This window comes from Mizugakiibacter sediminis, from assembly GCF_000953855.2.
Lineage (GTDB): Bacteria > Pseudomonadota > Gammaproteobacteria > Xanthomonadales > Rhodanobacteraceae > Mizugakiibacter > Mizugakiibacter sediminis.
Map to the genome: position 1 here is coordinate 1 of NZ_DF970152.1, position 18,997 is coordinate 18,997.

17 protein-coding genes and 1 pseudogene are annotated in these 18,997 nt (G+C 72.3%); 7 read left to right on the plus strand and 11 right to left on the minus strand.

The features are described from left to right. Together MBSD_RS15305 and MBSD_RS02360 are read left to right on the plus strand one after the other, a co-directional pair. A pseudogene (locus tag MBSD_RS15305) lies at window positions 1-240 on the plus strand (hypothetical protein); the annotation flags it as partial. Window positions 241-384: 144 nt separating this feature from the next. Next, window positions 385-1,698 (plus strand): acetate kinase, encoded by a 1,314-nt coding sequence (locus tag MBSD_RS02360; protein WP_062534703.1) that lies wholly within the window; start codon window positions 385-387, stop codon window positions 1,696-1,698. Here the strand turns inward: MBSD_RS02360 and MBSD_RS02365 are convergent. The 7 genes from MBSD_RS02365 to MBSD_RS02395 form a co-directional block, all read right to left on the minus strand. Continuing rightward, window positions 1,670-3,040 (minus strand): sigma-54 dependent transcriptional regulator, encoded by a 1,371-nt coding sequence (locus MBSD_RS02365; RefSeq protein ID WP_062534706.1) that lies wholly within the window; start codon window positions 3,038-3,040, stop codon window positions 1,670-1,672. The genes MBSD_RS02360 and MBSD_RS02365 overlap by 29 nt on opposite strands. A 316-nt stretch (window positions 3,041-3,356) precedes the next feature. Further along, on the minus strand, window positions 3,357-3,779 hold the full coding sequence (locus tag MBSD_RS02370) for a VOC family protein (RefSeq protein ID WP_062534733.1): 423 nt from the start codon (window positions 3,777-3,779) through the stop codon (window positions 3,357-3,359). A gap of 126 nt (window positions 3,780-3,905) precedes the next feature. Beyond that, window positions 3,906-4,736 (minus strand): SDR family oxidoreductase, encoded by an 831-nt coding sequence (locus MBSD_RS02375; RefSeq protein WP_062534707.1) that lies wholly within the window; start codon window positions 4,734-4,736, stop codon window positions 3,906-3,908. Continuing rightward, window positions 4,733-5,323, minus strand: coding sequence for an LON peptidase substrate-binding domain-containing protein (locus MBSD_RS02380; RefSeq protein ID WP_062534709.1), 591 nt, complete (start codon window positions 5,321-5,323; stop codon window positions 4,733-4,735). The genes MBSD_RS02375 and MBSD_RS02380 overlap by 4 nt, the downstream gene beginning before the upstream one ends. Before the next feature lie 40 nt (window positions 5,324-5,363). Beyond that, window positions 5,364-6,725 (minus strand): UDP-N-acetylmuramate:L-alanyl-gamma-D-glutamyl-meso-diaminopimelate ligase, encoded by a 1,362-nt coding sequence (gene mpl / locus MBSD_RS02385; RefSeq protein ID WP_062534711.1) that lies wholly within the window; start codon window positions 6,723-6,725, stop codon window positions 5,364-5,366. Between the two features lie 32 nt (window positions 6,726-6,757). Then, window positions 6,758-7,276: a hypothetical protein gene (locus tag MBSD_RS02390; protein ID WP_062534713.1), complete on the minus strand. Its 519-nt coding sequence runs from the start codon at window positions 7,274-7,276 to the stop codon at window positions 6,758-6,760. Between the two features lie 98 nt (window positions 7,277-7,374). Beyond that, window positions 7,375-7,956: an adenylate kinase gene (locus MBSD_RS02395; RefSeq protein ID WP_062534715.1), complete on the minus strand. Its 582-nt coding sequence runs from the start codon at window positions 7,954-7,956 to the stop codon at window positions 7,375-7,377. Between the two features lie 201 nt (window positions 7,957-8,157). On the opposite strand from MBSD_RS02395, the gene MBSD_RS02400 reads away from it, so the two are divergent. After that, window positions 8,158-9,420, plus strand: coding sequence for a 6-phosphofructokinase (locus MBSD_RS02400; protein WP_062534717.1), 1,263 nt, complete (start codon window positions 8,158-8,160; stop codon window positions 9,418-9,420). Window positions 9,421-9,462: 42 nt separating this feature from the next. Here the strand turns inward: MBSD_RS02400 and MBSD_RS02405 are convergent, their stop codons facing one another. Beyond that, entirely contained in the window at window positions 9,463-10,212 is a 750-nt protein-coding gene (locus tag MBSD_RS02405; protein ID WP_336603246.1) for an FMN-dependent NADH-azoreductase, read from the minus strand. A gap of 67 nt (window positions 10,213-10,279) precedes the next feature. On the opposite strand from MBSD_RS02405, the gene MBSD_RS02410 reads away from it, so the two are divergent. Beyond that, window positions 10,280-11,239 (plus strand): LysR substrate-binding domain-containing protein, encoded by a 960-nt coding sequence (locus MBSD_RS02410; protein WP_187300537.1) that lies wholly within the window; start codon window positions 10,280-10,282, stop codon window positions 11,237-11,239. A 21-nt stretch (window positions 11,240-11,260) separates the two neighbouring features. Here the strand turns inward: MBSD_RS02410 and MBSD_RS02415 are convergent, their stop codons facing one another. Beyond that, a complete protein-coding gene (locus tag MBSD_RS02415) occupies window positions 11,261-12,097 on the minus strand; it encodes an isocitrate lyase/PEP mutase family protein (RefSeq protein WP_062534721.1) in 837 nt (278 codons plus the stop codon). Between the two features lie 162 nt (window positions 12,098-12,259). Between MBSD_RS02415 and MBSD_RS02420 the strand changes: the two genes are divergently transcribed. Beyond that, window positions 12,260-14,287, plus strand: a complete 2,028-nt coding sequence (locus MBSD_RS02420; RefSeq protein ID WP_062534723.1) for a sodium-translocating pyrophosphatase — start codon at window positions 12,260-12,262, stop codon at window positions 14,285-14,287. Window positions 14,288-14,358: 71 nt separating this feature from the next. On the opposite strand, the gene MBSD_RS02425 is transcribed toward MBSD_RS02420, so the two are convergent. Further along, complete coding sequence (locus MBSD_RS02425) at window positions 14,359-15,645, minus strand: HAF repeat-containing protein (RefSeq protein WP_062534725.1); 1,287 nt, start codon at window positions 15,643-15,645, stop codon at window positions 14,359-14,361. Window positions 15,646-15,755: 110 nt separating this feature from the next. On the opposite strand from MBSD_RS02425, the gene pdxR reads away from it, so the two are divergent. After that, window positions 15,756-17,267: a MocR-like pyridoxine biosynthesis transcription factor PdxR gene (gene pdxR / locus MBSD_RS02430; protein ID WP_062534727.1), complete on the plus strand. Its 1,512-nt coding sequence runs from the start codon at window positions 15,756-15,758 to the stop codon at window positions 17,265-17,267. A 147-nt stretch (window positions 17,268-17,414) separates the two neighbouring features. Then, window positions 17,415-17,963: an inorganic diphosphatase gene (gene ppa, locus MBSD_RS02435; RefSeq protein WP_062534729.1), complete on the plus strand. Its 549-nt coding sequence runs from the start codon at window positions 17,415-17,417 to the stop codon at window positions 17,961-17,963. Between the two features lie 437 nt (window positions 17,964-18,400). Here the strand turns inward: ppa and MBSD_RS15310 are convergent. Next, window positions 18,401-18,997: hypothetical protein (locus MBSD_RS15310; RefSeq protein ID WP_201797443.1), on the minus strand; the 597-nt coding region annotated here is incomplete at its 5' end.

An 18,997-nucleotide genomic window follows, 5' to 3' on the forward strand; every position in this document is an offset into this window, starting at 1 on the left:
GCGCTGGCGGCGATGGTCGGCAGCGTCACCTGGATCCGCAACGGTCCGGGCAACACCTTCGACCCGGCCACGATGGCGACCACCTACGGCGCGACGGTGATCCAGAACACGCTCGACAACCAGGTGATCCGCAACCAGATCACCATCGACGCGGCGGTGAACACGCTGCAGGACTTCAAGACGATCAACGCGATGAACACGCTGCAGTCGGCGGTATTCGGCGCAGCGGGCGGCAAGTAGGAAGAAGACGAGGGCCGCGCCGCGCGGCGCGGAGGGCATTCAGGGCAGGCAAGGGAGGCGTGGCGGGTCGACCGGCGAGGGCGCAGCACCGGCGGACGGTTCGGCTCCGGCCGGCGCGGCGCGGCGGTCCCCGCGCGAAACGGCATGAATCACGTGCGCACGCGCTGCATCGGTACGTTGGGCTGTCTCACCCTGGCGGTCGCCGCCGGCCTCGCGCAGGCGCAGGACGCGCCTGCCGACGACGCCGGCAGCGACGCGCGCTACGCCGCGCTGCGCCAGGACGTCGACGCGCACATCGCGCGCCTGGAAGCGCTGAAGCGCGAGCTGGCCGAGCAGGAGGCCGCGCTCGGCCGGCTGCAGCACGCGCTGGACGAGCAGACGCTGGCCAAGCACCGCGGCGGCACGGGCCGCGGCGCGGCGCCGCAGGCCGCGGGCGCGCAGGCGCAGACCGAACCCGCGCCGCCGAGCCGGCCGGTCGGCCAGGCGCCGGAATCGGCCACGCGTCCGCCCGAGGTGGCGCCGATCTTCGACCAGCCCGGCGTGCTGACGCCGCGCCGCAAGTTCGTGCTGGAGCCGTCGCTGCAATACGGCTACTCCTCCAGCGACCGCGTGGCGCTGGTCGGCTACACCATCATCCCGGCGCTGCTGATCGGCCTGATCGACGTGCGCGAGGTGAAGACGACCACGCTGACCGCCGCGCTGACCGGCCGCTACGGCCTGACCAACCGCCTCGAAGTCGAGCTGCGCGTGCCCTACGTGCACAGCTCCGGCGACACGGTCAGCCGCGAGGTGTTCACCGGCACCGCCGTCGACCGCGTGTTCCACGCCAGCGGCAGCGACATCGGCGACGCCGAGTTCACCGTGCGCTACCAGTTGAACCGCGGCGACTACGAGAAGCCGTTCTACGTCGGCTGGGTGCGCTTCAAGTCGCGCACTGGCCGCGACCCGTTCGAGGTGACCACCGACTGCGTGCAGCGCTGCGTCGGCAACACCACCGGCACCGGCCTGCCGCTGGAACTGCCCACCGGCTCCGGCTTCTACGCGGTGCAGCCCGGCCTGACCTGGCTGTACGCCTCCGACCCGGCGGTGCTGTTCGGCAGCATCAGCTACCTGCACAACTTCGCACGCGACAACGTCAGCCGGCACGTGCTGGACGGCAACACCGAATTCCTCGGCAAGGTCCGCGCCGGCGACATCATCGAGTTCAACCTCGGTCTCGGCCTGGCGCTGAACGAGAAAGCCTCGCTCAGCATCGGCTACGACCAGAGCATCGTCGGCACGACCAAGCAGAACGGCCAGACCGTGCCCGGCTCGGTGCGCACCACGCTGGGCACGCTGCTGGTCGGCGTCGCCTACCGCATCAACGACACCAGCACGCTGAACATGACCCTCGGCGCCGGCCTGACGCGCGACACGCCGGACGTGCTGTTCACGGTCCGTCTGCCGATGACGTTCTAGAACGCGCCAGCCCGTGCTTCTTGCACAGCCGGTACACGGTGACGCGCGACACCTTGAGGCGGCGCGCGCACTCGCTGACGTTGAAGCGCGACTCGCGCAGGCAGTCGAGGATCATGTCGCGCTCGGCGGAATCGCGCGCGCTCTCCAGCGAGAACGCGGGCAGCATGCCGTCGGGTTCGGCGAGCTCGAGGTGCGCGGGGGTGATCAGCGGGCCGTCGGCCATCACCGCCGCGCGGCGCACGCGGTTCATCAGTTCGCGCACGTTGCCGGGCCAGGGATAGGCCGCCATCGCGTCCTTCGCCGCCTGGGTGAAGCCGCGCACGCGCGTGCCGTGCTCGCGGCGGAAGGCATCGAGAAAGTGATGCGCCAGCAGTTCGACGTCGCCGTTGCGCTCGCGCAACGACGGCATGTGCAGGCGCAGCACGTTCAGGCGGTAGTAGAGGTCCTCGCGGAAGCTGCCCTCCGCGACCGCGCGCTCCAGGTCGACGTGCGTGGCGGCGACCACGCGTGCGTCCACGCGGATCGGCTGATGGCCGCCGACGCGCTCGATGGTGCCGTCCTGCAGGAAGCGCAGCAGGTTGGCCTGCGCCTCCAGCGGCAGGTCGCCGATCTCGTCCAGGAACACGGTGCCGCCGTGCGCGGCCTCGATGCGGCCGATCTTGCGCGTGGCGGCGTCGGTGAAGGCGCCGCGCTCGTGGCCGAACAGTTCCGACTGCACCAGCTTCTCCGGCAGCGCGCCGCAGTTGATGGCGACGAACGGTCCGGACGCGCGCGCCGACAGGCGGTGCAGCGTGCGCGCCGCCAGCTCCTTGCCGGTGCCGGTCTCGCCGGTCACCAGCACCGCCACGTCCACCGGCACGAACTTGCGGATCCTGAGCGCGAGCGCGTGCATCGCGCGGCTGGCGCCCACCATGCCGTCGAGATCGACGGCCTTGGGCGCGCCGTCGACGCGCCCCAGCCGCGCCTTGCCCCAGGCGTGGCCGAGCGCCAGGCCGAGCTGGCCCACGTCCAGCGGCGGCGTGAAATAGTCGAAGAAGGCGAAGCGGATCAGGTCGCGCACCGCCGGCTTGGCCAGCTCGTCCGGCTGCACCAGCGCCAGCCATTGCACCTCGGGATGCTGGCTGGCGAGCTGCTCGACCAGGCGCAGCGGCGTCTCCGCGTCGAACTCGACCAGCGCCACCCAGGCATCGATGCCGCGGATCATCGCGGCGGCGTCGTCGCCGCAAGGGTCGATGGCGACCACCCGCCACCCCGCCTGCGCCAGCGCGCGGTGCATCTGCGGGTCCGGCGTGCCGAACCACGCCAGACTGCGGGTGGACGCCTCGAGTCCCTGCACGCCCATGGCACCCTCGCACGCACCGGCCCCACCCACCCGACAACGAGCGAACGAAGCGTGCGCCGGCAAACCTCGCGCGACCGGACCGCCGCACAAGCGGCGGCACGGCTCGGCGGCCTCCCCCTGCTTTTCCGGGAGCTCCCCGCATCGGGGCCCCCCGCGGGAATCCGCGATGCCATTTTTAACACCGCGCCGTGACGGCGGCTTGACGTTGCTCAATACCGGCCGCCAGCGGCATGGATCCGGCAAGACCCGCCGGCCCCGCCCGCCCCGCCCGAAACGGAGCGGCGCGGACGTTTCATCTACTCCGATTCGCGCGCTTTTACCAGTTTCCCGTATTCGGCATCGACGCCCACGGCTCGCGCGGCGGCAGCGCCTCGCCCTTCTGCAGCAGCTCGATCGAGATCAGGTCGGGCGAGCGCACGAACGCCATGTGACCGTCGCGCGGCGGCCGGTTGATGGTGACGCCGAGACGCTGCAGCCGTTCGCAGACGGCGTAGATATCGTCGACGCGGAACGCCAGATGGCCGAAGTTGCGCGCCGAGCCGTAGTCCTCGGTCGAGTCCCAGTTGTAGGTCAGCTCGAGCTCGGCCTCCGGGCTCTCCGGCGCGGCCAGGAACACCAGCGTGTACTTGCCCTGCGGGTAGTCGCGCCGGCGCACCTCGCGCAGGCCGAGGCCGTCGCAGTAGAAGCGCAGCGCGGCGTCGAGATCGCGCACGCGCACCATGCTGTGCAGGTATTTCATCGGCTCGCTCCAGGGGGGATCGTCGCGATCCATCGGGGCGCGCGCCGGCGAGTTCAAGAGCGCGGCGCGATCATCGACCGGCGCCATGCCCGCCATCGCGAGCGCGACGGATGGTTCGGATGCCCCCTAATCGGGATCGAGGAAGAAGTCCGGCAACAGTTGCGCGCCGGGTTCGACCGCGTACTTGGCGAAGTCGCCGACGCCGGCCTCGCGCAGCACGTCCTCGTCGATGCAGAAGCGGCCGCTGAACTCGCGCGCCGGCCGCGTCAGGATGCGGTGCGCCGCGTCGGCGACGATCTCCGGCGTGCGGCAGTTCTCCGGCCGCACCATGCCGCCCAGCATGGCGATCGCGGCGGTGGCGATCACCGTCTTCGGCCACAGCGCGTTGACGGCGATGCCGTCGCGCGCGAACTCGGCGCTCATGCCCAGCACGCACATGCTCATGCCGTACTTGGCGATGGTGTAGGCGGTGTGCGCCTGGAACCAGCGCGGCTTCATGTTCAGCGGCGGCGACAGCATCAGCACGTGCGGATTGGCCGCCTTCTTCAGGTGCGGCAGGCAGGCCTGGGTGGTCATGAAGGTGCCGCGCGTGTTGACCTGGTGCATCAGGTCGAAACGCTTCATCGGCGTGCCGGCGGTGCCGGCCAGCCAGATCGCGCTGGCGTTGTTGACCAGGATGTCGATGCCGCCGAAGCGCTCCACCGTCTGCGCCACCGCCGCCTGCACCTCGGCCTCCTCGCGGATGTCCACCTTCAGCGCCAGCGCCTTGCCGCCGGCCGCCTCGATCTCGGCGGCGGCGGTGTGGATGGTGCCGGGCAGCTTCGGATTCGGCACCGCGCTCTTCGCCGCGATGGCGACGTTGGCGCCGTCGCGCGCCGCGCGCCGCGCGATCGCCAGGCCGATGCCGCGCGAGGCGCCGGTGATGAACAGGGTCTTGCCTTGCAGGGTGCCGCTCATGCGCGTTGGAACCTCGGCAGGCTGTCGCGCAGGGCGCGCAGGCGCTCGATCGGATCGGTCAGCTCCAGCAGCTGCTGGCGCTCGGTGCGGGTCAGCGGCAGCAGTTCGGCCAGGCGGAAGCCGACCCAACTGGCGTCGTCGTAGCAGGCGCGCGGCGCGTCCTTGTAGTGCGGGCCGAGCTGCTCGACCAGGCGCTCGAGGATGATCGGCAGCAGACCGTGCTCGGGCGGCACGACCAGTTGCGGTTCGTCCGGCCAGAAGCGCACGCGGCCGTGCATCAGGCCGTTGTCGCGCACGCGCGTGCCGAGCACGCGGAAGCGCGCGCAGCCTTCCGCGGCGATGCCGAGCAGACCGTCGGGCAGCGTGTAGAAGTCGGTGATGCGCGCCAGCGTGCCGACCGCCGCTGGCACCGCCGGCTCGCCGGCCTCGCGGCCCTGCAGGATCAGGCAGACGCCGAAGCCGGCGCCGGAACGCGCGCACTCCCGCACCATGTCGAGATAGCGCGGTTCGAAGATGCGCAACTGCAGCGGCCCGCCGGGGAACAGCACGGCGGACAGCGGAAACAGCGGTATGTCGAGCGGCGCCACGCCGCGAGTCTAGCACCCGCGCCCGCGGCGTTTTCGCCGCTCAACCTGCCGCCCGCAGGGCCTCGGCGAAGCGCCGCGGCGCGGCCTCGAAGCCGCCGTTCGACATGAACACCACGTGGTCGCCGGGGCGCGTCTCGGCGAGCAGCGCGGCGATCAGCGCGTCCACCGTCGGCGCGGTGCGGCCGCGCCCGTCCAGGGCCGTGGTGACGCGCTGCGCGTCCCACGGCAGCTCCGGCCGGTGCAGGAACACCACCGCGTCGGCGTCGCGCAGGCTGGGCGCCAGCTCGGCGGCGTGCGCGCCAAGGCGCATCGAGTTGGAGCGCGGCTCCAGCGCCACCAGGATGCGCGCCGCGCCGACGCGCGCGCGCAGGCCGGCGAGGGTGGTGGCGATCGCGGTGGGATGGTGGGCGAAATCATCGTAGACGCGCACGCCGCCGTGCTCGCCGACCAGTTCCATGCGGCGCTTGACGTTGGCGAAGCCGGCGAAGGCCGGCAGCAGCGCCGCCGGGTCGGCGCCCGCGGCGGCGGCCGCGGCGAGCGCGGCCAGCGCGTTCATCACGTTGTGCCGGCCGAGCAGCGGCCAGCGCACCTCGCCGATCGTTCCGCCGCCGCGCGTCACCGCGAAGGCGGAGCCGTCCGCTTCGAGCAGCCGCGCGCGCCAGTCGCCGCGCTCGATGCCGAAAGTTTCCACCGGCGTCCAGCAGCCCATCGCCAGCACCTCGGCGAGACGCGCGTCTTCGGCGTTGACGATCAACCGGCCGTTGCCGGGCACGGTGCGCACGAGATGATGGAACTGGCGCTGGATCGCGGCGACGTCGGGGAAGATGTCGGCGTGGTCGTACTCGAGGTTGTTGAGCACGGCGATGCGCGGCCGGTAGTGCACGAACTTCGAGCGCTTGTCGAAGAAGGCGGTGTCGTACTCGTCGGCCTCGATCACGAACGGCGCGCCCTGCCCCAGCCGCGCCGACACGCCGAAATTGCCCGGCACGCCGCCGACCAGGAAGCCGGGCGCCATGCCGGCGCGCTCCAGCAGATGCGCCAGCAGGCTGGTGGTGGTGGTCTTGCCGTGCGTGCCGGCCAGCGCCAGCACCTCGCGCCGGCGCAGCAGGGTTTCGCCCAACCACTGCGGCCCGGACACGTAGGGCAGGCGCGCGTCCAGCAGGTATTCGACCGCCGGGTTGCCGCGCGACAGCGCGTTGCCGACGATCACCAGGTCCGGCGCCGGCTGCAGGTGCTCGGCGGCGTAGCCGGACTTCAGCGCGATGCCCAGCGCTTCGAGCTGCGTGCTCATCGGCGGGTAGACGTTGGCGTCGGAGCCTTCCACCTCGTGGCCGAGCTCGCGCGCCAGCGCGGCGATGCCGCCCATGAAGGTGCCGCAGATGCCGAGGATGTGGATGCGCATGGCGCGTGTCGTGGGCCGCGGGTTCGGATCGGTCAGGCCGGGAAAACGCTCTGCACCAGCGCGAAGTTGCCGATGCCGAGCAGCAGCGCCAGCAGCAGGCCGCCGGCGAACGGCACCTCCAGCGCGTGGCGCAGCACGTGGGCGATCGCGCAGAGCTGCCAGACGGCGATGCCAAGCAGCGGCCACACCAGCACCAGCTGCAGCGCGGTCGGATGCATCATGTCGAGCCGCGGCCCCATCGCCAGCGCCAATGGCAGCGCCAGCAGCGAGAACGCCAGCAGCACGCCGAGCAGCGCGCTCGCCGTCTGCACGTAGCGCGCGCGCTGGCCGCGCAGCGCGAGCAGCAGATACACGGCGCCGAGCAGGAACAGCACCGAGGCGATGCCGCCCGCCAGCCCGGCGCCGGCGCCGCCGTGCAGGCCGCTGGCCAGCATCTGCAGCGCGACCAGCGCCAGTCCCAGCCACAGCGGCAGCCGCGGCGCGTACGGCAGGTCCTGCGGGCCGCGCCGCAGCAGGCAGAGGTCACGGACGATCGGGAACAGTTCGCGCATCGGCGGGCTTCCGCGGCGGTTCGCCGCGCGGGGTCGGTCGGCCAAGACTACGGCGTGCGGCTGAACGGCGGCGGCATCGCCGCGGCGAGGGGGGGACGTCAGGCGTTGGCCGCGCTGCGCTGGCCGAGCGCGGCGAGGATGCGCGCATAGACCTCGTCCACGCTGCCGACGCCGTCGACCACCTGCAGCTTGCCCAGCTTCGCGTAGTGCTCGGCCACTGGCGCGGTCTGCTCGGCGTACACGGCGAGGCGCTTGCGCACCGTCTCCGGATTGTCGTCGGCGCGGCCCTCCGCCTTGAAGCGCAGCTCGGTGCGGCCGACGATCACCTCGCTCGGCACCTTCAGCTTGACCACCGCGTCCAGCGGCTGGCCCAGCCGCGCCAGCAGGCCGTCCAGCGCGTCGGCCTGCGCCAGGTTGCGCGGATAGCCGTCGAGGATGAAGCCGTTGCGCGCGTCCGGCTGCGAGACGCGCTCCTCCAGCATGCCGAGCACGATGTCGTCGGACACCAGCTGGCCGGCCTCCATCACCGCCTTGGCCTTCAGGCCCAGCGGCGTGCCGGCGGCGACGGCGGCGCGCAGCAGGTCGCCGGTGGAGATGTGCGCCACCTTCAGCTCCGTTTTCAGGCGGGCGGCCTGGGTGCCCTTGCCCGAGCCGGGCGCGCCGAGTAACACGAGTCGCATGGGAGTCCGGAATCCTTCCGCAATGCCGCGGCGCGCCGCGGTCATCCGGTAGACTTGAAGGGGAAAAATCGCCGCTAACGCTAACGGTTCGGCAGGGCCCGCGTCAAACCGACGAAGGCCGCCGCCGCGCTGCATGCCGCGGAATTGCAAGGGAAACGCCGCCTCGGCGCACGCCGGCGGCCACTCGACGGGAGAAGCAGCATGGCCGTGGGCAAGCTTCTGTACGCGCAGTCGGGCGGCGTCACCGCCGTGATCAACACCACCGCCGCCGCGGTGATCGACACCGCGCGCAAGCACGGCGTGAAGGTGTACGCCGCGCGCAACGGCATCCTCGGCGCGCTGCGCGAGGACCTGATCGACACCTCGAAGGAATCCGCCGCGGCGATCCGCGCGCTGGCCTGGACGCCGGGCGGCGCCTTCGGCTCCTGCCGCTACAAGCTGAAGTCGATCGAAGAGAACCGTGCGCAGTACGCGCGCCTGATCGACGTGCTGCGCGCGCACGACATCCGCTGGTTCCTCTACAACGGCGGCAACGACTCCGCCGACACCGCGCACAAGATCTCGCAGGTCGGCAAGGCGCTCGGCTACGAGATTGCCTGCATCGGCGTGCCGAAGACGGTCGACAACGACCTCGCCGTCACCGACTGCTGCCCCGGCTTCGGCTCGGTGGCGAAGTACACCGCGCTGTCGGTGCTGGAAGCGAGCCTCGACGTCGCCTCGATGTACGAGTCCTCGACCAAGGTGTTCATCCTCGAGGTGATGGGCCGCCACGCCGGCTGGATCGCCGCCGCCGCCGGCCTCGCCGGCAACGGGCCCGACGACGCGCCGCACCTGATCCTGTTCCCGGAAATCACCTTCGACGAGGACGCGTTCCTGGCGCGCGTGAAGGCCACCGTCGAGCGCGTCGGTTACTGCGTGGTGGTGGCCTCCGAAGGCCTGAAGAACGCCGAGGGCCGCTTCCTCGCCGAAGCCGGCACGCGCGACGCGTTCGGCCATGCGCAGTTGGGCGGCGTGGCGCCGGCGCTGGCGGCGCTGGTCAAGGCGAAGCTCGGCTACAAATACCACTGGGCGCTGCCCGACTACCTGCAACGCTCGGCGCGCCACGCCGCGTCGAAGACCGACCACGATCAGGCCTGGGCGGTCGGCAAGGCCGCGGTCGAGTACGCGCTGGCCGGCGAGAACGCGGTGATGCCGGTGATCGTGCGCACCTCCGACGCGCCCTACCGCTGGAAGATCGCGCCGGCGCCGCTGGCGAAGATCGCCAACCACGAGAAGAAGCTGCCGCCGAGCTTCATCCGCCGCGACGGCTACGGCATCACCGCCGCCGCGCGCCGCTACCTCGCGCCGCTGATCCGCGGCGAGGCCGCGCCGCCCTACGGCGCCGACGGCCTGCCGAAGTACGTGCGGCTGAAGAATGCGGCAGTGGCGAAGAAGCTGCCGGAATACCGCGTCGCCGACCGCTGAGCCGCGGAAGGAACGGCGGCGGCCGGCTCGGCTGCTGCCGCATCAGGCCGCGCGACGCGGGTGCTGTTGCGCCAGCCGCTCCGCCAGCGCATCGATATCGGCCGACGCGCGTTCGAGCGATTGCTGCAGACGCTCGCCGCCGAACTCGTCGTATTCCACCGCCACCTCGTGCACGTCGCCGATGCCGATGTAGCCGAACGCCGTGCGCACCCACGGCCCCAGGTGGTCCTGCGGCGCCAGGCGTTCGCCGGCGGCGTAGCCGTAGTCGCCGCGCGAGGTGACCAGCACCAGCGTCTTGCCGAGCTCCGCCAGCAGCGGCCAGTACGGCTCGCCGGCGCGGCTGCGATCGAAGCCGAAGGTGCGGCCGACCCGCACGATGTTGTCGACGTAGGCCTTGAACGTGGCCGGCGGACCGAAGTTGTACATCGGCACGCCGGCGACGATCACGTCGGCCTGCAGCAGTTCGTCCACCAGCATGTCGCTTTCGGCCAGCCGCTGCTGCATCCAGGGCGAGCGCGCCGTCGGCGGCGTGAAAGCCGCGTGCACCCACGCTGCGTCGACCGGCGCCGGCGGTCGCTGGCCAAGATCGCGATAGACTACGCTGTCGGCGGGCCGCAGGTCGCGCCAGCGCGCGACGAACCGCGCGCTCAAGCGACGGCTGTGTGAACCGTGACCGTGCAATCCGGACCTGCCCGGGCGGGCGCTGGCATCGAGATGAAGCAAAGTAATCATGGCGTTCCTGGCGTGACGGCGAAGGGAAGCGCGCGCACGGGCGGCGTGCGGCGCGGACATGGCGCAGATGCTAGAAACTGCGCTGCCGCCGCGACAAACGATCATTTGTCCTCGCATAGATGAGAACATGTCACCCATAGACAGCGCGCCTCGGCGCCTGCCGCCACTCTCCGCCTTGCGCGCCTTCGAAGCGGCCGCGCGCCTGTTGAGCTTTCGACGCGCCGCCGTCGAACTCGCGGTCACGCCGACCGCGATCAGCCATCAGGTGCGCAGGCTGGAGGAACTGCTCGGCGTGCGCCTGTTCGAACGCCATACCCGGCGGGTGTCGCTGACGCCTACCGGCCGCGAGCTCTATCCGCACCTGCGCGACGGCTTCGATGCGATGGCGCGCGCCTTGGCCGACCTCACCCATCGCGATGCGCTTCGACCGCTTACTCTTTCGGCCACCCCCGCCTTCGTAGCGCAGCGCCTGGTGCCGAATCTGGCGGCCCTGCGCGCGGCACATCCGGCGATCGAATTGCGCCTGCATGCCTCGGAGGAGACGGTCCGCCTGGGGGGCGGTGGCGTCGACGCGGCCGTGCGCTACGGCCGCGGCGGCTACACGGGACTGCGCGCGGAACTGCTGCTGCGCGACCGCTTCGCTCCCGTCTGCAGTCCCGTGCTCGGCGTGCGCCGCCCGCAGGACCTGGCAGCGAACACGCTGCTGCATTTCGCCTGGCATCGGCCGGCGAAGGATGCGCCGACCTGGCCGCTGTGGTTCCGTCACGCCGGCCTGCGCGGTGCGCCGGCGGCGCCGGGCGTCACCTTCAGCGACGAGAGCCATGCGATCCAGGCGGCGATCGCCGGCCAGGGCGTCGCGCTGCTCAGCCTGACGCTGGTCGCCGATGAACTCGCGCGGGGCGTGCTGGTGCAGCCGTTCGGACCGACGCTGCCGGGCTACGGCTATTACTTCGTCCACGCTGCCGACGCGGGCTCCCATCCCGACCTCGCGGCGCTGCGCACGTGGCTGCGCGACACCGTGCTGGCGCCGCCGCCGCAGCGTTCGCGCGCCGCCACCGCACGCCGCGGCCCGCCGCGCGCGCGGTGAGGCGAGGCACGCGCGCCGCAATCAGTCGCGCGGCGCCTCGCGGAACATCGCGTTCAGCTCGGCGTGCGGCGTCGCGCCGGCGAAGCCGTCGAAGCGGCCTTCGGCCAACGCGCGCGCGGCGTGCAGGAAGCCGGTCCAGGCCGCGCGCGCCAGCGCGCCGCCGACGCTGATGCGGCGCACGCCCAGCGCGGCGAGGCGCGCCACGTCGAACGGCGCGGCGGAGCCGACCAGCACGTTGACCGGCTTCGGCGCCACCGCCGCCACCACCGCGGCGATCTCCGCTTCCGTGCGCAAACCCGGCGCGAACAGGCAGTCGGCGCCGGCTTCCGCGTAGGCGGTGAGGCGGCGCAGCGATTCGGCCAGCGGATCGGGGTGGCCGACCAGGAAACACTCGGCGCGGGCGACCAGCAGCACCTCGCCGCCCGCGGCGTCGATCGCCGCGCGCGCGGCGCGCAGGCGCGCGACCGCTTCCTCGAGCGGATACAGCGGCTGCGCGGCGTCGCCGCTCGCGTCCTCGATCGACAGCCCGGCCACGCCGGTGTCGACGCAGCGGCGCACGTTGGCGGCCAGCGCATCCAGGTCGCGCGCATGGCCGTCCTCGAAGTCGGCGTTCACCGGCAGCGGCGTCGCGGCGACGAGATCGCGCAAATGCGCCAGCACCTCGTCGACGCCGACCGCGCCGTCGGCGCGTCCGCGCGAGAAGGCGAAGCCGGCGCTGGTGCTGGCGATCGCCGCGAAGCCGAGCTGCTGCAGCGCGCGCGCCGAGCCGGGGTCCCAGGCGTTCGGCATGACGAAACAGCCGCGCTCGTGCAGGCGGCGGAAGGCGGTGCGGCGTTCGGCGAGCGTCGGCGTGAACATGGCGGTCTCGGCAGCATGGCGTGAAAGGTCGCCATGCCGCAGTGTAACCCCGGCCCGCGCACGCGCTGCAGCGCACAAAGCCGGCCGGCGCGCGCTGGCTATACTCGGGCGAGCCGCCCGTTCCGGGCGGCCTCGTTCGTCCAATCCAAGGGGAGAGGGTCGATGCTGCAGCAGTACGGCTTGTGGATCGCGCTTGCCTGCGCGGTCGTCGCGATCTTGTACGGCGCGTTCTCGGTGCGCTGGGTGCTGGCCAGGGCCGCCGGCAGCGCGCGCATGCAGGAAATCGCCGCGGCGATCCAGGAAGGCGCGCGCGCCTACCTCAACCGCCAGTACACCACCATCGCGATGGTCGGCGTGGCGCTGTTCGTGGTGATCGGATTCTTTCTCACCTGGCCGACCGCGATCGGCTTCGTGATCGGCGCGCTGCTGTCCGGCGCCGCCGGCTACATCGGCATGAACGTCTCGGTGCGCGCCAACGTGCGCACCGCCGAAGCCGCGCGCGCCGGCCTGACGCCGGCGATGAACGTCGCCTTCCGCGGCGGCGCGATCACCGGCCTGCTGGTGGTCGGCCTCGGCCTGCTCGGGGTCGCCGGCTACTGGTTCGCGCTGCAGCGCTTCGGTCTCGAGGGCGAGGCGGCGCTGCACGCGTTGGTCGGCCTGGCCTTCGGCTCCTCGCTGATCTCGATCTTCGCGCGCCTCGGCGGCGGCATCTTCACCAAGGGCGCCGACGTCGGCGCCGACCTGGTCGGCAAGGTCGAGGCCGGCATTCCCGAGGACGACCCGCGCAACCCGGCGGTGATCGCCGACAACGTCGGCGACAACGTCGGCGACTGCGCCGGCATGGCCGCCGACCTGTTCGAGACCTACGCGGTGACGGTGATCGCCACCATGCTGCTCGGCGGCCTGATGGCGGCCGAGGCCGGCGCCAACGCCGTGCTGTATCCGCTGGTGCTGGGCGGCGCCTCGATCGTCGCCTCGATCATCGGCACGTTCTTCGTGCGCGTGAAGGCGGGCGGCTCGATCATGGGCGCGCTGTACCGCGGCGTGATCGTCTCCGCGGTGCTGGCGGCGATCGCGTTCTATCCGATCACCACCGCGATGATGGGCGACAACAGCCACGGCGCGATGCATCTCTATTACTGCGCGCTGATCGGCCTGGCGCTGACCGGCGCCATCGTGTGGATCACCGAGTACTACACCGGCACGCAGTTCCGGCCGGTGCGCCACATCGCGCAGGCCTCCACCACCGGCCATGGCACCAACATCATCGCCGGCCTCGGCGTGTCGATGAAGGCGACCGCGCTGCCGGTGATCGCGGTGTGCGTGGCGATCTGGGGCGCGTATGCGCTGGGCGGCCTGTACGGCATCGCCATCGCCGCCACGGCGATGCTGTCGATGGCCGGCATGATCGTCGCGCTGGACGCCTACGGCCCGATCACCGACAACGCCGGCGGCATCGCCGAGATGAGCGAGCTGCCGCCGGAAGTGCGCGCCGTCACCGATCCGCTGGACGCGGTGGGCAACACCACCAAGGCGGTGACCAAAGGCTATGCGATCGGCTCCGCCGCGCTGGCCGCGCTGGTGCTGTTCGCCGACTACACGCACAACCTGCAGACCGCGCACCCGGGCGAAACCTTCGCCTTCGACCTGTCCGACCACATGGTGATCATCGGCCTGCTGATCGGCGGCCTGATCCCCTACCTGTTCGGCGCGATGGCGATGGAAGCGGTCGGCCGCGCCGCCGGCGCGGTGGTCGAGGAAGTGCGTCGCCAGTTCCGCGAGATCGCCGGCATCATGCAGGGCACCGGCAAGCCGCAGTACGACCGCGCGGTGGACATGCTGACGCGCTCGGCGATCAAGGAGATGATCGTGCCCTCGCTGCTGCCGGTGATCGTGCCGATCGTCGTCGGCCTGCTGCTCGGACCGAAGGCGCTGGGCGGTCTCTTGATCGGCACCATCGTCACCGGCCTGTTCGTCGCCATCTCGATGACCACCGGCGGCGGCGCCTGGGACAACGCCAAGAAGTACATCGAGGACGGCCACCACGGCGGCAAGGGCTCCGACGCGCACAAGGCGGCGGTCACCGGCGACACCGTGGGCGACCCGTACAAGGACACCGCCGGCCCGGCGGTCAATCCGCTGATCAAGATCATCAACATCGTCGCGCTGCTGCTGATCCCGCTGCTCTGATCGGCGCCGCGCACGGCGGCGCTCCGCGTCCTGGCGGAAGCGCCGCGGCGCGGCGCTTCCGCCCTTCGCGCTCAACGCTCGGCCGCCGCCGTGCCGAAGCCGAGCCGGCGCAGCAGCGCGCGGCGCGCGTGCACCGGCAGGCGCACGCCGTCGTGCATCGCGGTCGTGCCGGCGGCGGCGCTGTCGCCCGCCGCCGGGATCGCCCAGTACGCCTTCAGCGTGCCGCTGGCCGGATCGAACGCCTGGCCGGTGATCTGGCCGAGATCGTTGATGTCCTGCGCGGCGACCAGCACGCCGTCGTAACCGGCGGCGAGGCGCGCGTTCAGGTCGACCATCGCGCCGTCCTGCCAGAGGAACGGCCGGCAGCTGGCGAAGTGCGCCGTGCAGGACACGCCGACCACCTGGCGCCGGTCGTTGATGCCGAGCGCTTGGCTATGCACGTCCTCCGGCCCCAGCGTGCCGAGATCCTGCATGCCGCCGTCGCGCGTCCACAGGAAGGCGTGCTCGTTCAGCGAGCCCGGCGTGGCGCCGCCGGGCACGTTGGCGAAACCGACCACGTCGCCGTTGCGGTTGATCGCCATCGGCGTGTTCCAGGCCACGCCGCCGAGGTTGCCTAGATCGGTCACGCGGCCGCCCTCCCACAGCACCGCGTGCGCGGCGGAGAAACGGCCGACCGCCTGGTCGCAGATGCCGGAGATGCCGACGATCTGCCCGCTGTCGTTCAGCGCAGTGGCGGCGCCGCTGCTGTCGCCGGGCGGCAGCGGCAGTTCGCGGATCTGCCGCGGCCTCGGCCCCCACACCACCGGACGGAACTGCAGCACCTGGCCGTTGGTGCAGGTGGGGTCGCGCACGGTGTTCTCCGCCCAGCCGACGGTCTGCCCCAGGTTGTTGCTGCCGGTGGCGAAGCCGTTGTCGCCGCCCAGCGTGGGCAGCGCGCGCATGCGGCCGAACTCCCAGACGAAGCCGAGGCAGGTGTACTTGGCCGCGTCGGCGCCGACGAAGAACGCCGAGCAGCTCCAGCTCTCGCCGAGCGGCTGCGGCTTCGAGGTCTGCGCGATGCCGGTGATGCGGCCGAACACGTTCTTCACCGGCCACACCACGTTGCTGTTCGGCCCGCCGAGCGTGCCGAGGTCGCGCTTCGCGCCGTACAGCCAGGCGGCGGCGTGGGCGTGCTCATCGTCCGCCAGGTTGGAGGTGCCGGCGATCAGGCCGAAGTCGTTGAGACTGTTGCCCGAACTGGACGCGCCGCCCAGCGAGTCGAGGTAGCCGACGTGATAGAGCGTCTCCGCCGCGGTCGCGGCAGGCGCGGCCGCCAGCGCGGCGACGGCGGCGAGGACGAGGGATGTGATCTGGCGCATACGATCCTCCGGGTTCATGGGGAAACGCGCCGGCAGCGTGTTCCGCATCCGCGCTCCCCGGAAGCGCCACTTTTGCGACGGTTTGCGGTCCGGCGCCGTCCTCGGGCGGTATGCGCCGATGGGAACTGACCGTTGCACTCGGGGCCGACGATCGCCTGCCGCTGTTCCTGCAGCTGGCCAACGCGATCGCGGACGACATCCACCGCGGCCGGCTGAAGCCCGGCGATCCGCTGCCGGGCACGCGCGAGCTGGCGCAATCGCTCGGCGTCAGCCGCAACACCGTGGTCGCCGGCTACGACGAGCTGGCCGCGGAAGGGCTGGTGGACACGCGCGTCGGCGGCGGCACGCGCGTCGCCGCGACGGCACCGCCGCCGCGCGCGCAGCCCGCACCGGCAGATGCGCCGACCTACGCGCTGGCGCCGATGCCGCCGCATCTGCCGGCGCCGCCCGCGCCCGCCGCGGCCGGCGCGCTGTCGCTGGCCGCCGGCGTTCCCGATCCGCGCCTGTTTCCGAGCGCGGCGTTGGCGCGCGCGTTCCGTCGTGCGATCGGTCCGCGCGCGCGCAGCCTGCTCGGCTACACCGATCCCTGCGGCCATCCGCGCCTGCGTTGCGCATTGGCGGACATGCTGGCGCGCACGCGCGGCCTGTCGGCGACGCCGGAGAACGTGATGGTGACACGCAGCATCGAGCAGGCGATCGATCTGGTCGCACGCGCGCTGCTGGCGCCCGGCGACGTCGTCGCCGTCGAGGCGTTCGGCTATCCGCCGGCGTGGAGCGTGCTGCAGATGGCCGGCGCGCGCCTGCTGCCGCTGCCGCTCGACGACGACGGCCTCGACGTCGACGCGCTGCAGGCGCTGCTGGCTCGCGAGCGCGTGCGCGCGGTGCTCCTGACGCCGCACCACCAGTTCCCGACCACGCGCGTGATGTCGGCGCCGCGGCGCGCGCGGCTGGCCGCGCTGGCGCTGGAGCACCGTTTCGCCATCATCGAGGACGACTACGACCACGAGTACCATTACGCCGGCAAGCCGGTGCTGCCGATCGCGGCCGGCGCCGGCCGCGCCAACGTGGTCTACGTCGGCGCGTTGTCCGGCGTGCTGGCGCCCGGCATCGGCACCGCCTTCGTGACGGCGCCGCCGCCGGTGTTCGAACGGCTGGCGGCGCTGCGCGCGGCCAGCGACGCGCGTGGCGACGCCGCCATGGAGTGCGCGATCGCCGAGCTGTTCGAGGACGGCGAGCTGCTGCGCCACGTGCGGCGCACGCGGCGCGTCTACGCTGCCCGCCGCGACGCGCTGGCCGACGCCCTCGCGCGCCATCTCGGCGGCGCGCTGCGCTTCCGCCTGCCCGCGGGCGGCCTGGCGTTGTGGGCGCGCGCGGACGACGGCATCGACGTCGCCGCCTGGGCGCGCGCCGGCGCCGACGAAGGCGTGGGCTTCCGCGACGCGCGCGCGTTCGACTTCCGTCGGCGGCCGCAGCCCTATCTGCGCCTCGGCTTCAGCTATCTCGACGAAGCCGAGCTCGAGGAAGCGGCGCGGCGCATGGCGCGCGCGCTGGCGCGCCTGCGCGGCCGGGCGCCGCGGGCAGCCGCGGATCCAAGCCGGGTGGCGTCCGGCGTGGCGGCGTAGCTCGTCCTTCCCGCGCGACGTCGCCGGGCGGAGGCCGTTCCGCGGCGGAAGCGCCAAAGCGCCTTCCGGGCGCGGTCTTTGGTGCGACGCAACACGGATTGCCGTATGCTTTCCGGTCTTTTCCCCCGGACATGCAGGAGCAACGCCATGGGCCTCGACCTGGTCCCCGCCGGCCGCGACGTGCCGCACGAGATCAACGTCGTCATCGAGATTCCGAAGGACGCCGAGCCGGTCAAGTACGAGGTGGACAAGGTCACCGGCGCGATCTTCGTCGACCGCGTGCTGTCGACGCCGATGCGCTACCCGTGCAACTACGGCTACGTGCCGCACACGCTGGGCGGCGACGGCGATCCGCTGGACGCGCTGGTGATCCTGCCGCTGTCGCTGGTGCCGGGCGCGGTGATCCGCTGCCGGCCGGTGGGCATCCTGCGCATGAGCGACGAGGCCGGCAGCGACGAGAAACTGGTGGTGGTGCCGGCGGCCAAGGTGTTCGCCGGCTACGCGCACATCACCGACATCGGTCAGGTGTCCGGCCACTGGCTGGAGCGCATCGGCCACTTCTTCGAGCACTACAAGGACCTCGAGAAGGGCAAGTGGGTGAAGGTCGAGGGTTGGGGCGGCGCCGACGCGGCGCGCGCGGAGATCGAGGCCGGCGTGGCGCGCTACGACGCGGCGCCGCTGAAGCCGAATTTCTGAGCGTCGGCGCCCGGCACCTCTTCCAGCCCGATGGGTCCCACTGCTCAGCCGTTCACGCCCGTTCGTGCCGAGCGTGGCTTGCGTCAGCGAGCGGAGTCGAGGCACGCATCCTTGCCGCCCTTCGACAGCGGCCCTGAGGGCCGTCGTTCATCCTGAACCCGTCGAAGGGCTCGGGAAGTCGAGGGCATTTCGCGACGCCCTTCGACTCCGCTTCGCTGCGCTCAGGACGAACGGGGCTCCGAGCCCCCGCACGTCGTCGCACCGACATGCCCCCGCCCGCGTCTCCCGTCCCCCTTTGACCCCCGCCCCTTGCCCTTCCGGGCAGGTCCCATGGTCGGCACCCGCACCCGTCATGACGCGGTGTCTCCGCGGCAAGTCCGGAGCACGCGCGGTCGCCTGCACGCAGGCTCGTGCAAGCACGCCGCGCGTGCCGCCGGCTACGGCATCGCCGGCGCGGCGATCAGGTCCGACGCGCGCCAGACGCCGATGCGGCGATGGCCGCTGTTGAAATAGGGCCAGCTGCGCCACGGCGCGACGCCGCGGGGCTCGTCGCCGCCCTCGCTGGCCATCAGATAACCGTCGGGATGCGCCAGGCACCACGCGCGCACGTCGGCGCGCGCGATCACCGGCAGCGGCTGGCGCAGCCGGCCGGTGTAGCCGAACAGGCCGTTGTGCCAGTCGATATGCGCGATCGGGCGGTCCTCGGCCTGCGCGGCGGCGACGAAGCGCGCGGCGGGCGTCACGTCCAGCGCCGGACGCAGCGCCAGCGCGCCGGCCAGCAGCGCGGATGCGGCCAGGGCCGTCGCGGCCAACGCGACGCCGCGCGGCGTCGCGCCGCGCGCAACGCGCCACAGCACGATCGCCACCATCAGCGGCACCAACGCGAAGCCGGCCAGCGCCGGCTGCGGATCGAAGCCGTATGCGCGCGCCGCCCACCACGGCAGCGCGGCGACGCCCGCCGCGGCGGCGGCCGCGAACAGCGCATACAGCCGCGCGGCGACGCGCGCGCCGGTCTGCGCCAGCACCACCGCGCC

What these genes read in the sequence shown, in the direction of transcription:
- MBSD_RS02420 (WP_062534723.1), top strand. Translation starts at nt 12,260, where the DNA reads ATGCTGCAGCAGTACGGCTTGTGGATCGCGCTTGCCTGCGCGGTCGTC.
- MBSD_RS02360 (WP_062534703.1), top strand. Translation starts at nt 385, where the DNA reads ATGAATCACGTGCGCACGCGCTGCATCGGTACGTTGGGCTGTCTCACC.
- MBSD_RS02375 (WP_062534707.1), bottom strand. Translation starts at nt 4,736, where the DNA reads ATGAGCGGCACCCTGCAAGGCAAGACCCTGTTCATCACCGGCGCCTCG.
- pdxR (WP_062534727.1), top strand. Translation starts at nt 15,756, where the DNA reads ATGCGCCGATGGGAACTGACCGTTGCACTCGGGGCCGACGATCGCCTG.
- MBSD_RS02425 (WP_062534725.1), bottom strand. Translation starts at nt 15,645, where the DNA reads ATGCGCCAGATCACATCCCTCGTCCTCGCCGCCGTCGCCGCGCTGGCG.
- MBSD_RS02395 (WP_062534715.1), bottom strand. Translation starts at nt 7,956, where the DNA reads ATGCGACTCGTGTTACTCGGCGCGCCCGGCTCGGGCAAGGGCACCCAG.
- ppa (WP_062534729.1), top strand. Translation starts at nt 17,415, where the DNA reads ATGGGCCTCGACCTGGTCCCCGCCGGCCGCGACGTGCCGCACGAGATC.
- MBSD_RS02400 (WP_062534717.1), top strand. Translation starts at nt 8,158, where the DNA reads ATGGCCGTGGGCAAGCTTCTGTACGCGCAGTCGGGCGGCGTCACCGCC.
- MBSD_RS02415 (WP_062534721.1), bottom strand. Translation starts at nt 12,097, where the DNA reads ATGTTCACGCCGACGCTCGCCGAACGCCGCACCGCCTTCCGCCGCCTG.
- mpl (WP_062534711.1), bottom strand. Translation starts at nt 6,725, where the DNA reads ATGCGCATCCACATCCTCGGCATCTGCGGCACCTTCATGGGCGGCATC.
- MBSD_RS02390 (WP_062534713.1), bottom strand. Translation starts at nt 7,276, where the DNA reads ATGCGCGAACTGTTCCCGATCGTCCGTGACCTCTGCCTGCTGCGGCGC.
- MBSD_RS02405 (WP_336603246.1), bottom strand. Translation starts at nt 10,212, where the DNA reads ATGTCCGCGCCGCACGCCGCCCGTGCGCGCGCTTCCCTTCGCCGTCAC.
- MBSD_RS02410 (WP_187300537.1), top strand. Translation starts at nt 10,280, where the DNA reads ATGTCACCCATAGACAGCGCGCCTCGGCGCCTGCCGCCACTCTCCGCC.
- MBSD_RS02370 (WP_062534733.1), bottom strand. Translation starts at nt 3,779, where the DNA reads ATGAAATACCTGCACAGCATGGTGCGCGTGCGCGATCTCGACGCCGCG.
- MBSD_RS02365 (WP_062534706.1), bottom strand. Translation starts at nt 3,040, where the DNA reads ATGGGCGTGCAGGGACTCGAGGCGTCCACCCGCAGTCTGGCGTGGTTC.